The organism is Streptomyces tanashiensis, assembly GCF_014648895.1.
GTDB classification, from domain to species: Bacteria; Actinomycetota; Actinomycetes; order Streptomycetales; family Streptomycetaceae; genus Streptomyces; species Streptomyces tanashiensis.
The window spans coordinates 71,048-84,329 of sequence record NZ_BMRZ01000005.1; the positions used below are offsets into that span (position 1 = coordinate 71,048).

Genomic DNA, 13,282 nt, shown 5'->3' on the forward strand with positions numbered 1-13,282 from the left:
GGTCGCACCTAGGAGGTCCGGTCATGCCCGCTGTGACTGTCGAGAACCCGCTCACCCTGCCGCGCGTCGCCGCCCCGGCCGACGCCGTCTCCCGCCCCGTCCTCGCCGTCACCACGGCTCCCTCGGGCTTCGAGGGCGAGGGATTCCCGGTCCGCCGCGCGTTCGCCGGGATCAACTACCAGTACCTCGACCCGTTCATCATGATGGACCAGATGGGTGAGGTGGAGTACGCGCCCGGAGAGCCCAAGGGCACGCCCTGGCACCCCCACCGCGGCTTCGAGACCGTCACCTACATCATCGACGGGACCTTCGACCACCAGGACTCCAACGGCGGCGGCGGAACCATCACCAACGGCGACACCCAGTGGATGACCGCCGGCTCCGGCCTCCTCCACATCGAGGCCCCGCCGGAGTCCCTCGTCGTCAGCGGCGGCCTCTTCCACGGCCTCCAGCTCTGGGTGAACCTCCCCGCCTCCGACAAGATGATGGCCCCCCGCTACCAGGACATCCGCGGCGGCCAGGTCCAGCTCCTCACCACCCCGGACGGCGGCGCGCTGCTCCGCGTCATCGCCGGCGAGCTCGACGGCCACGAGGGCCCCGGCGTCACCCACACCCCGATCACGATGATCCACGCCACCCTGCGCCCCGGCGCCGAGATCAGCCTGCCCTGGCGCGAGGACTTCAACGGTCTCGCGTACGTGCTCGCCGGCCGCGGCACCGTCGGCACGGACCGGCGGCCGGTCCACACCGGCCAGACCGCCGTCTTCGGCAAGGGCGGCGCGCTCACCGTCCGCGCCGACGAGAAGCAGGACGGCAACACCCCGGACCTGGAGGTCGTCCTCCTCGGCGGGCAGCCGATCCGCGAGCCCATGGCCCACTACGGCCCGTTCGTCATGAACACCCAGGCCGAACTGCGCCAGGCCTTCGAGGACTTCCAGGCGGGCCGCCTCGGCACGATCCCGGCGGTCCACGGCATGGGCGAGTAACACCCGCCCGTACGCCGCTTGACGGGCCGTCACCCGTACGGCCCGTCAGCGCGCGACGACGCGCCGACGGGCGTGGTCCGGTGGTCGGGTGCAGACGAGCCGAGCGCCCCTCCTCCCCGAACCCGCCCGCCGGTTCGCCGCCTGGTGCGTCGTCCTGCTCCTCGCCGCCGGGGTCGCCGCCGTCTTCATCTGGCTCTGCGTCGTCTTCAAGACGGCCGTCACCCCCGCCCTGCTCGCGATCCTCGGCACCGCCCTCCTCGGGCCGCTCTACCGGCGCCTGCTGCGGATGAAGGTCGGCAAGGGGCTCGCCGCGGCGCTCACCGTCGTCGCCGTCCTCGTGGTCGTCGGCGGTGCCACGTACATCGTCGTCCTCGCCCTCATCGACACCGGCGACCAGATCGTCGCCTCGCTCCGGCAGGCCGCCCTCGACATCGCGAAGCACTTCGGCGCGGCCGGGACCTCCCTCGACGACCTCGCGAAGAACGCCAAGGTCCTCCTGGAGAAGTTCGGCGGGACCGCGGCCTCCGGGGTCATCAGCGGCGTCAGCATCGTCGGCCAGATGCTCGCCACCGCCGTCCTCGCGCTGCTCCTCATCTTCTTCTTCCTGAAGGACTCCGACCGGGTCGCCGGCGCCCTGCGCTCCCTCGCCCCCCGCACCACCGGCGACCTCGTCGAGGCCATGGCGCGCCGCGCCTTCGAGGCCGTCGAGGGCTTCATGCGCGGCACCACCTTCGTGGCCCTCGTCGACGCCGTCCTCATCGGCATCGGCCTGGTCGTCCTCGACGTGCCCGGCGCGGTCGGGCTCGCCGCGCTCGTCTTCGTCACCGCCTACATCCCGTACCTCGGCGCCTTCCTCTCCGGCGCCGTCGCCGTCCTCGTCGCCCTCGCCGACCGGGGCTTCGTCATCGCGCTCTGGGTCCTCGGCATCGTCCTCGCGGTCCAGGTCCTCGAGGGGAACGTCCTCCAGCCCATGGTCCAGAGCCGGACCGTGCAGATGCACCCGGCCGTCGTGATGCTCGCGATCACCGCCGGGGCGTCCGTCGCGGGCGTCCTGGGCATGCTGCTCGCCGTACCGCTGACGGCGGCGGCGACGGGGATCCTGGGGGAACTGCGGACGCGGTACGGGACACCACCACCGCCCTCGGAGGAGAAACCCCAGGCCGGGGCCGGCCCGCCCGGCTCGAACGAGGAACCCTAGGCCGCGGTCAGCCCGCCCGGCTCGAACGAGGCCAGCATCTGTTCCAGCGCCGCCTGGTCCGGCCCCACGAACGGGTCGGCGTCCGGAGCGCCCGCGATCGTCCGCAGCATCCGGTCGGTCATCCGCACGGCCGGCGGCAGGTGCGTGCACAGCACGATCTCCGGGTTCATCTCGGCCAGCGGCGCGAGCGTCGCCCGGTACTTCTCCGGGTCCACGAGGTGCACCCACGGGCTGTCGAGCGTCGCCCAGAGCAGCTGGGCCCGCTGCAGCTCCTCCGGCTTCAGGTCGCTCGCGTGCCCGCTCTCCGCGATCTCGGCGCTCGGCATCGGGCCGCCGAAGCAGTCGGAACTGAAGCAGATCCGCGTGCGGTCGTCGTAGAAGCCGACGGTCGCCGGGTTGTCGAAGAGCGGCGGACGGAAGGCGTGCAGCGTGCGGTCGCCGACGTCGAGGGACTCGCCGGGGTTGAGGAAGTACACCCGGTCCAGGGGCAGCGGCCGCTCGGTCATCATGATGCCCATGCCGAGGAAGGTCGTGATCACGCGCGCGCGTGGGGCGGCGTCGAGCAGGTCGAAGATCCCGCCGGTGTGGTCCCGGTCGGGATGGGTGAGCCAGATCCAGCGCACGTCGGCCGGGTCCATGACGCCGCCGAGCGCGGCGACGAAGTCGCGGTCCTCGACCGAGAGCCCGGTGTCCACGACCACGGGCTCGGCGGCGGTGAGGACGTAGGCGTTGGCGGGGATGTGCCCGACGCCCGGGGCTTCGAGACTGTCGGCGATCACCGTGGTGTCGCTGCCGACCTTGTGCGTGTCCATGGCGTACTCCGTGGTCCCCCCGGCGGCCGTACGAGACCAGTGTCCTCCGGAGGTCCGGGGCCCGCCCGTCCGGCGGCGCCCGCCTACGCGCGGCAGGCGTCCCCCGTGGGGGTCTCGTTCAGCTCGAACCAGATCGCCTTGCCCTCGCCCCGCGGGTCGACGCCCCACGCGTCCGCCAGCATCTCCATCAGGACCAGGCCGCGTCCGCTCGACGCCATCTCGCCCGGATGCCGCTTGTGGGGCAGCTCGTCGCTCCCGTCGGAGACCTCCACGCGCAGCCGCCGCGCCTTCTCGCCGCAGGCCACCTCCGCCACCAGGAGCGCGTCGCCGTCGGTGTGGACGAGGACGTTCGTGACCATCTCGGAGACCATCAGGACCGCCGAGTCGAGCTGGTCCTCGTCCGACCAGTCGTGCAGCAGCTGCCGGACCTGCTGGCGCGCCTCGGCGATCCGTTCCGGCTCGGCCTGGGCGATCGTCATCAGGGTGCGGCGCGGGGCCTCCCGGACGGTGCCGGCGGGCCGCCGGGAGAGCAGCAGGACGGCGATGTCGTCCTCGCGGCGGTCGGCGAGCGGACCCGTCGTGTGGTGCGAGCCGGGGCCGTGGACGGCCTCCACCAGGGCGTCGGCGAGCCGCTCCAGATCCTCGCCGTCGTGGGACTCCAGGAGCTCCCTGACCCGCTCCCAGCCGCTGTCCAGGTCGTGCCCGCCGGTCTCCAGGAGCCCGTCGGTGCAGATCATCAGGGTCTCGCCGGGGTCCAGGGTGAGCCGGGTGGTGGGGTAGTCCGTGTCGGGGTCGATGCCGAGGGGCAGCCCGCCGGCCGTGGGCCGCAGCAGAACCGTTCCGTCGTTCATCCGTACCGCCGGGTCCGGATGCCCCGCCCGCGCGATGTCGACCGTGCCCGTCTCCAGGTCGACCTCCAGATAGAGGCAGGTCGCGAAGCGGGGCCCGCCGCTCTCCTCCCCGTCGTCCCCGTCGGTGATCCCGTAGAGGAAGCGGGAGGCGCGCGAGAGGACCGCGTCCGGGCGGTGGCCCTCGGAGGCGTACGCGCGCAGGGCGATCCGCAGCTGCCCCATCAGACCGGCCGCCCGCACGTCGTGCCCCTGCACGTCGCCGATGACGAGGGCGATCCGGCCCGCGCCGCGCCCGCCGGTGCGGGAGGTGCCGCCGGGCAGCCGGATCATGTCGTACCAGTCGCCGCCGACCTGGAGCCCGCCGCCGGTCGGCACGTACCGCGCGGCGACCTGGATGCCGGGGATGCCCGGCCCGAGGACCGGCATCATCGTCCGCTGGAGGCCGAGCGACAGCTCGCGCTCGGACTCGGCCACGCCCGCGCGTGCGAGGGCCTGCGCGAGCATCCGCGCGACCGTCGTCAGCACCGAACGCTCGTCGGGAGTGAACGCCACCGGGTGCTTGAAGGCCGCCATCCAGGCGCCCATCGTCCGCCCGGCGACGACCAGCGGCACGAAGGCCCAGGAGCGGCGCCCGAAGCGCTGGGCGAGCGGCCAGGTCATGGGGAAGCGGCGCAGGTACTCCTCGGGCGTCGGGAGGTAGATGGCGCGCCCGGTCCGTGCGACCTCGGCCGCCGGATAGTCCGTGTCCAGCGACATCGACGTGAACGGCCCCTCGTCGCCCTCGCTGTGCCCGTGGTGGCCGATCACCGTCAGCCGTTCGCCCGCCACGCCGAAGACGGCGAGCCCGTCCGGAGAGAATCCGGGCATCGACAGGGAGGCCGCCACGCGCAGCACCTCGGCCGTCGACCGCGCCTCGGCGAGTGCCCGCCCCGCGTCGAGGAGGAAGGCCTCCCGGGAGCGGCGCCAGTCGCCGGTGATGGGGGTGCGGGCGGCGGTGCCGGGCAGCTGCTCGGCGACCTCCTGGAGGGTGCCGACCAGCTGGTAGTCGTTCCCCTCGATGAGCGGCTTCGACCTGCTCCGTACGGTACGGAGGACCCGTCCGTGCTCGTCCATGATCCGCAGCCGGGCCTCGGCGAGGGTGCCCTCGGCCACGGCGAGGTTGACGACCCCGTCGATCTCGTTCCAGTCGACCGGATGAAAGCGGGACCGTACGGCCGCCTCGGTGAGCCGCACGGGTTCGGCGGGCAGCCCCAGCAGCCGGGCGGCCTCGGCGTCGAGCGTGACGATCCCGGACGCGTTGTCCCAGCGCCACAGGCCGGTCGCGATCGCGGCCAGGACGTCCTCGGTGCGCATTGCCCCACTTTATGAATATCGGACAGCAGGTCGCCACCGAGAGTATTCGAAATCCGATCTTGGCCCGGCCGGTACTCTGGGTGGGTCTGCCCTCGTGTCCTGTGACATCCGTGACAGGGGCCACAGGGCGGCGTCCCTCACCCGAGATCCCGAAGACTGGATGAACGACGATGCATCGGTACAGGTCCCACACCTGCGGCGAGCTCCGCGCCTCTGACGTCGGCACCGACGTCCGGCTGAGCGGCTGGCTGCACAATCGGCGCGACCTGGGCGGCATCCTCTTCATCGATCTGCGCGACCACTACGGCATCACGCAGCTCGTCGCCCGGCCCGGCACCCCCGCCGCCGAGGTGCTCGACAAGCTGACGAAGGAGACCGTCGTCCGCGTGGACGGCAAGGTCGTCTCCCGCGGCGCGGAGAACGTCAACCCCGAGCTGCCGACCGGCGAGATCGAGATCGAGGCCCTCGAGGTCGAGGTCCTGGGCGCCGCCAAGCAGATCCCCTTCACCATCAACGCCGACGACGGCGTCAACGAGGAGCGGCGCCTGGAGTACCGCTTCCTCGACCTGCGCCGCGAGCGCATGCACCGCAACATCATGCTGCGCTCCGCCGTCATCGCCTCCATCCGCTCCAAGATGGTGGCCCTCGGCTTCAACGAGATGGCGACCCCGATCCTCGCCGCGACCTCCCCCGAGGGCGCCCGCGACTTCGTCGTCCCGTCCCGCCTGAACCCGGGCAAGTTCTACGCGCTGCCGCAGGCGCCGCAGCAGTTCAAGCAGCTGCTGATGATCTCCGGCTTCGACCGGTACTTCCAGATCGCGCCCTGCTTCCGCGACGAGGACGCCCGCGCCGACCGTTCGCCGGGCGAGTTCTACCAGCTCGACGTCGAGATGTCCTTCGTCGAGCAGGAGGACGTCTTCCAGCCGATCGAGAAGCTCATGACGGAGCTCTTCGAGGAGTTCGGCGGCGGCCGCCACGTCACCTCCCCGTTCCCGCGGATCCCGTTCCGCGAGTCGATGCTCAAGTACGGCAACGACAAGCCGGACCTGCGCACCGACCTCGAACTCGTCGACCTCACCGACGTCTTCGAGAACTCCGAGTTCAAGGCCTTCGCCGGCAAGCACGTCCGCGCGCTCGCCGTCCCGAACACCGGTGACCAGCCGCGCAAGTTCTTCGACCAGCTCGGCGACTTCGCGGTCTCCCTCGGCGCGAAGGGCCTGGCCTGGGTCCGCGTCGGCGAGGGCAACGCCCTCACCGGCCCGATCGCCAAGTTCCTCACCGAGGAGAACGTCAAGGTCCTCGCCGAGCGTCTGGGCCTGGAGCCCGGTCACGCCGTCTTCTTCGGCGCCGGCGAGTTCGACGAGGTCTCCAAGATCATGGGCCCGGTCCGGGTCGAGGCCGCCAAGCGCGCCGGCCGGTTCGAGGAGAACGTCTTCCGCTTCGCGTGGATCGTCGACTTCCCGATGTACGAGCGGGACGAGGAGACCGGCAAGATCGACTTCTCGCACAACCCGTTCTCCATGCCGCAGGGCGGCCTCCAGGCCCTGGAGACCCAGGACCCGCTGGACGTCCTCGGCTGGCAGTACGACATCGTCTGCAACGGCATCGAGCTCTCCTCGGGCGCGATCCGCAACCACGAGCCCGAGATCATGTTCAAGGCCTTCGAGATCGCGGGCTACTCCCGCGAGACCGTCGAGTCCGAGTTCGCGGGCATGCTCCGCGCCTTCGAGTACGGCGCCCCGCCGCACGGTGGCATCGCCCCGGGCGTCGACCGCATCGTGATGCTCCTCGCCGACGAGCCCAACATCCGCGAGACGATCGCCTTCCCGCTCAACGGCAACGCCCAGGACCTCCTGATGGGCGCCCCGACGGAGCTGGACGAGTCCCGCCTGCGCGAGCTGAACATCCAGCTCCGCAAGCCGGTCGAGAAGAAGACCACGGACATCACGGACGCGGTCCACCCGGACGCGGCGCGGTAGGAGTTCTTTGATGGCCGGAAGGGCCCGGAATCCCCAGGGGTTCCGGGCCCTTCTGATGTGTGTGAGCCGCGATGGCTACGCGTCGTCCTCCGCGAAGATCGCCTCGGCGGTGGCGACGGTGACGGCGCGTACGAGCCACCGGCGCAGCGTCTCGGGGTCGTTGCAGCCCTCGACCCGCTCCCGCACGGAGTCGGACACCGCGAGTCCACGCTGCTCCAGCACGATCAGTATGGCGTCCGCATTGCCCTGGGCTCGGCCTTCGTCCCGGAGCTCTTCGGACAGGTAGGAGGTGTAGAAGGAGAGGTCCACGGCCACCAGATTCCTCCAGACTTCTCTGGCAGGGCGGTTGCCCAGCCCCTGAGCGGTGAATTCGATGATCGGGTCCGCGACGTCCTCGGGGACGTCCCGCAGCGCGCTGGACAGGGCTTTCAGTATGGCACCGATGTCCGGATCGCCCGCGTGCGTGAGGGCCGACAGAGTGGCCAGTGCCAGGTCGGCCCGGGCCTCTGCCGGATCGGTGATCACCGGCATGTTGTGGGGGCCGACGACGATGGGCTGAACGGTGAGGGTGGGCATGTGCGGCGGCCCGCTGGCCACGGGCCGACCGGCCCATTCGGCGGTGCCCCGGTCCTGGCACACGACCAGCAGCGCCGTCGGAAGCCGGTACTTCGTCCACAGGTAGGCGGTGTAGTACGCCAAGCTCGCCGGTTTGGCCGGGTCCTTCTTTCCCTGCGCCTCGATGGCGAGGAGGAGAGAGCCGTCCCTCTCTGTGTCGAGCCGCAGGAGGGTGTCCACTCTTCGTTCGACCGGACTCGCCTCGGTCAGGTCGGTGGGCAGGAGAGAGATCTCGATCGGGGGCGGGAGAGAAAGTCCGAGCAGGTCGGAAAGACGGCTGAACAGTCGGGGGTCGTGCCGGAAGATCCGGTGCATCGCCTCATGGGGTGCGCTGACGATGGGATTCCTCCGCTTGGCAGTCGTTGCACGCGCCCGGTTCCGGGCCCCGGTAGGCGCGGTCGCAGGTGTCGCAGTTGTGGAGGGGGTGCCGGACGGAAGGCTGCTCAGGCGGACGGAACGGCGGCAGGGGCGGTAGTTGGGCCGTCAGCCGGTGGGCCAGGAGGGCGGCGGGGCGGTGGAGGGGTTCCGGGGGGAGGGTGGTGGTGAGGGCGCGGTGGACGGACTCCGGGGTGAACTCGCGTTCCAGCCAGGTGACGACGCCTGGTGCGAGGTGCTCGGCGTCGCTCTCGGAGATCAGCAGGCGGGGATCCGCGTGTCGGAGGCCGGAGAGGATGCCGATGGCCGTCCGGAGCAGGTCAGGGGTGGGGTAGGCGGGTTGCGGAACGGCCGGCAGGGCGGCCCGTCGGCGGGGTTCGCGCTGCTCGCGCCGTCGTGGTGGAGGCTCCGCCTCGGGCCTCGGAGGGGGGCCGTCACCCTTGGCGGGACGGGGCGAGGGGGCGCTCGTGCGTCGCGGGCCGCCGCCCGTGCGGCCCGGGCGGTTGCAGGAGACCGTGCGGGTCACGACCCGACCGGCCGCCGTGCGTTCTTTGGTGCGGCGCAGGTAGCCGTGGGCCTCCAGTTCGCGGAGGGTGGCGGCGATCCGTGTCGTGCCCTCCGGGAAGCGCCGGGCCAGCGACCTGATGTCCACGGGCGATCCGGCCGGCAGCGACTGGATGTGGGTCGCGAGTCCGATCGCCGTCAGCGAGAGCTCCGCGTGCTGTGCGAGGTGGTTGCCGACCACCGTGAAGTGAGTGGCGTGGCGGGTGTTCTCGTGCACCACTCCGCAGGAAGTACCCCGGGAAGGGTGGTTCTTGGCCCCGTTACGGGACAGGGCGGGCGCCTGGGCGCTACGGTTTTCTTCATCCATCGGGAAGGGGCTTACTTCCTTGGTGGTCAGGCCCTCGCATTGGGATTGCCGTCCCGGCGAGGGCCGACGCATGTCTGCGTCCGGATCGGTTGGGCAGAGCGTAGATCAAGCAACCCACCCCAAAGCCAGCTGAGTTGGGCATATTCACCCTCGCGAGTGAGACGGGCGTGAGTGGGAGGAGGGGTGGGGTTTGGTTCGGTTTCTTTCTCCCGGTGGTCGTTTCTTGGGAGACCGTCCAGCCGACCGGAGACCGGATTCGCGGGATTCGGTGAACCAACCCTTCGTGCAGGTCAGGGGCGTGGCAGGTCGAGTTCGGCCCAGACGGCCTTCCGGGGCACGGGACCGAGCTCGACGCCCCATCGGTCGGCCAGCGCCTCGACGAGGAGCAGCCCGCGCCCGGAGTCGCCCCCGGGGCAGGCCGGTTGGATGCGCGGGAGGTCCTCGCCCCGGGTGTCCGCCACCTCGATCCGGAGGGTGTCCGGTCGCGACTGCAGGACGAGCCGGAAACTCCGGCCGGCGACCCGGCCGTGCGTCGCCGCGTTCGCGGCCAGTTCGGCGACGACCTGGGTCGCCCCCTCAGTCACGCCGTACGGCAACTCCCTGTCCCGGAGCCACTCCACCGCGAGCAGCCGCGCGAGACGGGCCCCACGAGGGGTGGGCGAGAGGAGGACACCGAAGTGCGCTGGTGAGAGGGGTACTTGGGTGGTGTTCTTCTGATTCACGTCACCGAGCGTGGCGGCCCTCGCCTAGCGTGAACAGTGACGGCGTCGATGCGTACGGTGACTGTCCGGCGCTTGTCCACTGCTGTCCGGGCTGTCCGGACCCTCTTCACGGGTAGGGGCGTCGCGCCACGAAGGGGCGAGGGAAGGGTGCGGTATGTCGGTGGATGGTGCGGCACAGCGGCTCAAGACCGAGGCGGACGAACCGGGGTGGGAGGTCGACCCGGACGACGACTGGGGCGTGGCCGTGGTCGCCACCGTGGGTCGGCAGCTGAGGCTGCGGAGGGAGTCGGTGGGGATGCGGGCCGCCGAGCTGGGAACGGCCACCGGCTACGGCGAAGACCTCATCTACAAGATCGAGAGCGGCAAGCGGATCCCGCGCCCCGAGTTCCTGGACAAGGCGGACGAGGTACTGGGGGCGGGTGGCCTGCTCTCGGCGATGAAGGAGGACGTGGCGAAGGTCCGGTACCCGAAGAAGGTGCGGGCGTTGGCGAAGATGGAGGGTACGGCGGTGGAGATCGGGGTGTACGAGTGCAACATCATCGCCGGTCTGCTGCAGACGCCGGAGCACGCAAGGGCCGTGATCGAGGCGGCGCAGCCTCCGTACTCGCCGGACGATGTGGAGCGCATGGTGGCCGCTCGTGTGGCCCGGCAGTCGGTCTTCGAGAGGGACCCGGCTCCGTCGATTCATTTCGTGTTGGAAGAGGCACCGTTGCGTCGACAGGTGGGGGGCACAATGGTCTGGCGACGGCAGCTCGAACATCTGCTGGAGGTGGGGCGGTTGCGCAACGTCACGCTTCAGGCCATGCCCACGAACACTGAGGCCCACCCGGGACTGGACGGCCGGATCGAGCTGCTGAAGTTCCCGGACGGTACGGCCGTGGGGCGCTCCGACGGCGCGTTCAGCGGGCGGCCGATCACCGATCCCAAGCAGCTGCGCATCCTTGAGCTGCGATATGGCACCATCCGGGCGCAGGCTTTCTCGCCGAGGGAGTCGCTGGCGTTCATCGAGCAACTGCTGGGAGAGACATGATCCACAAGGCCTCCGCCGGGAATGCCTCCGAACTGGCGTGGTTCAAGAGCAGCTACAGCGGCGGCACCGACGGCGAGTCGTGCGTCGAGGTCGCCTGGCGCAAGAGCAGCTACAGCGACGGCAACGAGGGCGACTCCTGCGTCGAGGTCGCCACCACCCCCGCCACCGTCCATGTCCGCGACTCCAAGTGCCTCGGCGGCCCGCAGCTCGCGTTCCTGCCCGGTGCCTGGGCGGGCTTCGTCTCGTACGCGACGGCCGGCTGATCCCGTAACCCACACGTGTGAAGAGCCCGGATCCCTCGGTCCCGGGCTCTTGGCACATGCCGAACCGGGTCCACTGAAGTTTCGTCGCGCGGGCTGTCACACATCCCGTTCCGGCTCCGTCAGTGCAGTGTCCGGCTCGGTCGAGGCGGATACGGGAAAGGCCGAAGGAGCCGAGATGTTCGCCGAGATGTCCACCACCGCCATCGTCGTCACCGCCGTCGCCGCGTTCATGGCCGGCTTCTCCGGAGCCTCGATCTTCTTCCGGGCGAAGTTCGTCGTCGAGCCCCTCGCCCAGTACGGCGTGCCGCAGGCCTGGTGGAACTGGCTCGGGGCCGCCAAGGCCGCCGGGGGCGCCGGGCTCATCGTCGGGTTCTACGTCCCCGTCATCGGGACCCTCGCCGCCATCGGGCTCATCCTGTACTTCACCGGCGCGGTGATCACCGTGCTGCGGGCCCGCGCCTACGGCCACGCGCCCTTCCCGCTCGTCTACATGGCGCCCGCCGTCGCCGCCCTCGTCCTCACCTGGTGACCGTGGAGAAACGAGAAGGCCGCCGTCCCCGCAGAGCGGAGACGGCGGCCTTCGGCGTTGCGTCAGTCCTTCTTCGGCTCCTCCAGGCGCGGGAACAGCACCGCGCCCTTCGTCACCGTCGCGCCGGCCGGCAGCTGTCCCCACATGGCGGAGGACTGGACCGGCTGCGTGGCCAGGGCACCCAGGGACGCCTCGGCGCCCAGCGAGTCCCAGAGGGCCTGCGAGGTCTCCGGCATGATCGGGTTCAGCAGGACCGCGACGGCGCGGAGCGACTCGGCGGCCGTGTACAGGATCGTGGCGAGACGGGCGCGGCCCTCCTCGCTCTCGTCCTTCGCGACCTTCCACGGCTCCTGCTCCGTGATGTAGCCGTTGACCTGCTTCACGAAGTCGAAGATCGCCAGGATGCCGCCCTGGAAGTCCAGCTCCTCGCCGATCTTCAGGTCGGCCGTCGCGACCGCCTTGGCCAGGCCGTCCTGGATCGCCTTCTCCGCGTCACCGTCGGCCGTCGAGGCCGGCAGCTCGCCGCCGAAGTACTTGCCGACCATGGCCGCGACGCGCGAGGCGAGGTTGCCGTAGTCGTTGGCCAGCTCGGAGGTGTAGCGGGCGGAGAAGTCCTCCCACGAGAACGAGCCGTCGCTGCCGAAGGCGATCGCCCGCAGGAAGTACCAGCGGTAGGCGTCCACGCCGAAGTGCGAGGTCAGGTCCTGCGGCTTGATGCCCGTCAGGTTCGACTTCGACATCTTCTCGCCGCCGACCATCAGCCAGCCGTTGGCCGCGACCCTGCCCGGGACCGGCAGGCCCTGCGCCATCAGCATGGCCGGCCAGATCACCGCGTGGAAGCGCAGGATGTCCTTGCCGACCAGGTGCACGTTGGCCGGGAACGTCTCCGCGAACTTCGCCGGGTTCTCGTTGTAGCCGACGGCCGTCGCGTAGTTCAGGAGCGCGTCGACCCACACGTAGATGACGTGCTTCTCGTCCCACGGGATCGGGATGCCCCAGTCGAACGTGGAACGGGAGATGGAGAGGTCCTGCAGCCCCTGCTTGACGAAGTTCACGACCTCGTTGCGCGCCGACTCCGGCTGGATGAAGCCCGGGTTCGCCTCGTAGAACTCCAGGAGCTTCGGGCCGTACTCGCTCAGCTTGAAGAAGTAGTTCTCCTCCTTGAGGATCTCCACCGGCTTCTTGTGGATCGGGCACAGCTTCGTGCCGTCCTCGGCCTCGATGAGGTCGCCGGGGAGCTTGTACTCCTCACAGCCCACGCAGTACGGGCCTTCGTACCCGCCCTTGTAGATCTCGCCCTTGTCGTACAGGTCCTGCACGAACTCCTGGACGCGGTCGGTGTGACGCTTCTGCGTGGTGCGGATGAAGTCGTCGTTCGCGATGTTCAGGTGCTCCCAGAGGGGCTTCCACGCCTCCTCGACGAGCTTGTCGCACCAGGCCTGGGGCGTGACGTCGTTCGCCTCGGCCGTGCGCATGATCTTCTGACCGTGCTCGTCCGTGCCGGTGAGGTACCACACCTTCTCGCCGCGCTGACGGTGCCAGCGCGTGAGCACGTCGCCTGCGACGGTCGTATAGGCGTGGCCCAGGTGAGGAGCGTCGTTGACGTAGTAAATGGGGGTCGTGACGTAGAACGCCTTCGCCCCCTGCTTCTCGGATCCAGTGGCCGCCATGGTCGAAATCCTAACGGTCGGACGTAGA

12 protein-coding genes are annotated in these 13,282 nt (G+C 70.4%); 6 read left to right on the forward strand and 6 right to left on the reverse strand.

The window, feature by feature from the left end:
- Window positions 1-23 precede the first annotated feature (23 nt).
- Together IE237_RS18145 and IE237_RS18150 are read left to right on the forward strand one after the other, a co-directional pair.
- Window positions 24-986: a pirin family protein gene (locus IE237_RS18145; protein ID WP_189803051.1), complete on the forward strand. Its 963-nt coding sequence runs from the start codon at window positions 24-26 to the stop codon at window positions 984-986.
- An 88-nt stretch (window positions 987-1,074) separates the two neighbouring features.
- On the forward strand, window positions 1,075-2,184 hold the full coding sequence (locus IE237_RS18150) for an AI-2E family transporter (protein WP_189803052.1): 1,110 nt from the start codon (window positions 1,075-1,077) through the stop codon (window positions 2,182-2,184).
- On the opposite strand, the gene IE237_RS18155 is transcribed toward IE237_RS18150, so the two are convergent.
- Entirely contained in the window at window positions 2,181-2,996 is an 816-nt protein-coding gene (locus IE237_RS18155) for an MBL fold metallo-hydrolase (RefSeq protein WP_189803053.1), read from the reverse strand. The two genes, IE237_RS18150 and IE237_RS18155, sit on opposite strands and share 4 nt — an antisense overlap.
- Window positions 2,997-3,079: 83 nt before the next feature.
- Window positions 3,080-5,200: a SpoIIE family protein phosphatase gene (locus IE237_RS18160; RefSeq protein ID WP_189803054.1), complete on the reverse strand. Its 2,121-nt coding sequence runs from the start codon at window positions 5,198-5,200 to the stop codon at window positions 3,080-3,082.
- Between the two features lie 170 nt (window positions 5,201-5,370).
- Between IE237_RS18160 and aspS the strand changes: the two genes are divergently transcribed.
- Window positions 5,371-7,179: an aspartate--tRNA ligase gene (aspS, locus tag IE237_RS18165; protein WP_189803055.1), complete on the forward strand. Its 1,809-nt coding sequence runs from the start codon at window positions 5,371-5,373 to the stop codon at window positions 7,177-7,179.
- 75 nt (window positions 7,180-7,254) lie between these two features.
- Here the strand turns inward: aspS and IE237_RS18170 are convergent, their stop codons facing one another.
- From IE237_RS18170 to IE237_RS18180, 3 genes are all read right to left on the reverse strand, one after another.
- The gene (locus IE237_RS18170; RefSeq protein ID WP_229842747.1) at window positions 7,255-8,109 is read right to left on the reverse strand and encodes a hypothetical protein; all 855 of its coding nucleotides are present in this window, start codon (window positions 8,107-8,109) and stop codon (window positions 7,255-7,257) included.
- A gap of 4 nt (window positions 8,110-8,113) precedes the next feature.
- Complete coding sequence (locus IE237_RS18175; protein WP_189803056.1) at window positions 8,114-9,040, reverse strand: helix-turn-helix domain-containing protein; 927 nt, start codon at window positions 9,038-9,040, stop codon at window positions 8,114-8,116.
- A gap of 290 nt (window positions 9,041-9,330) precedes the next feature.
- A complete protein-coding gene (locus IE237_RS18180) occupies window positions 9,331-9,762 on the reverse strand; it encodes an ATP-binding protein (RefSeq protein ID WP_189803057.1) in 432 nt (143 codons plus the stop codon).
- Window positions 9,763-9,916: 154 nt separating this feature from the next.
- On the opposite strand from IE237_RS18180, the gene IE237_RS18185 reads away from it, so the two are divergent.
- The 3 genes from IE237_RS18185 to IE237_RS18195 all read left to right on the forward strand — a co-directional run bounded on the left by IE237_RS18185 (window position 9,917) and on the right by IE237_RS18195 (window position 11,584).
- Window positions 9,917-10,792 (forward strand): helix-turn-helix domain-containing protein, encoded by an 876-nt coding sequence (locus IE237_RS18185; RefSeq protein WP_189803058.1) that lies wholly within the window; start codon window positions 9,917-9,919, stop codon window positions 10,790-10,792.
- Window positions 10,789-11,055 carry a DUF397 domain-containing protein gene (locus tag IE237_RS18190; RefSeq protein WP_189803059.1) on the forward strand — a complete coding sequence of 89 codons (267 nt, stop codon included), beginning with the start codon at window positions 10,789-10,791 and terminating at the stop codon, window positions 11,053-11,055. The genes IE237_RS18185 and IE237_RS18190 overlap by 4 nt, the downstream gene beginning before the upstream one ends.
- A gap of 175 nt (window positions 11,056-11,230) precedes the next feature.
- Window positions 11,231-11,584 carry a DoxX family protein gene (locus IE237_RS18195; RefSeq protein WP_229842748.1) on the forward strand — a complete coding sequence of 118 codons (354 nt, stop codon included), beginning with the start codon at window positions 11,231-11,233 and terminating at the stop codon, window positions 11,582-11,584.
- Window positions 11,585-11,646: 62 nt separating this feature from the next.
- Here the strand turns inward: IE237_RS18195 and metG are convergent, their stop codons facing one another.
- Window positions 11,647-13,254, reverse strand: a complete 1,608-nt coding sequence (gene metG / locus IE237_RS18200) for a methionine--tRNA ligase (RefSeq protein WP_189803060.1) — start codon at window positions 13,252-13,254, stop codon at window positions 11,647-11,649.
- Window positions 13,255-13,282 lie beyond the last annotated feature (28 nt).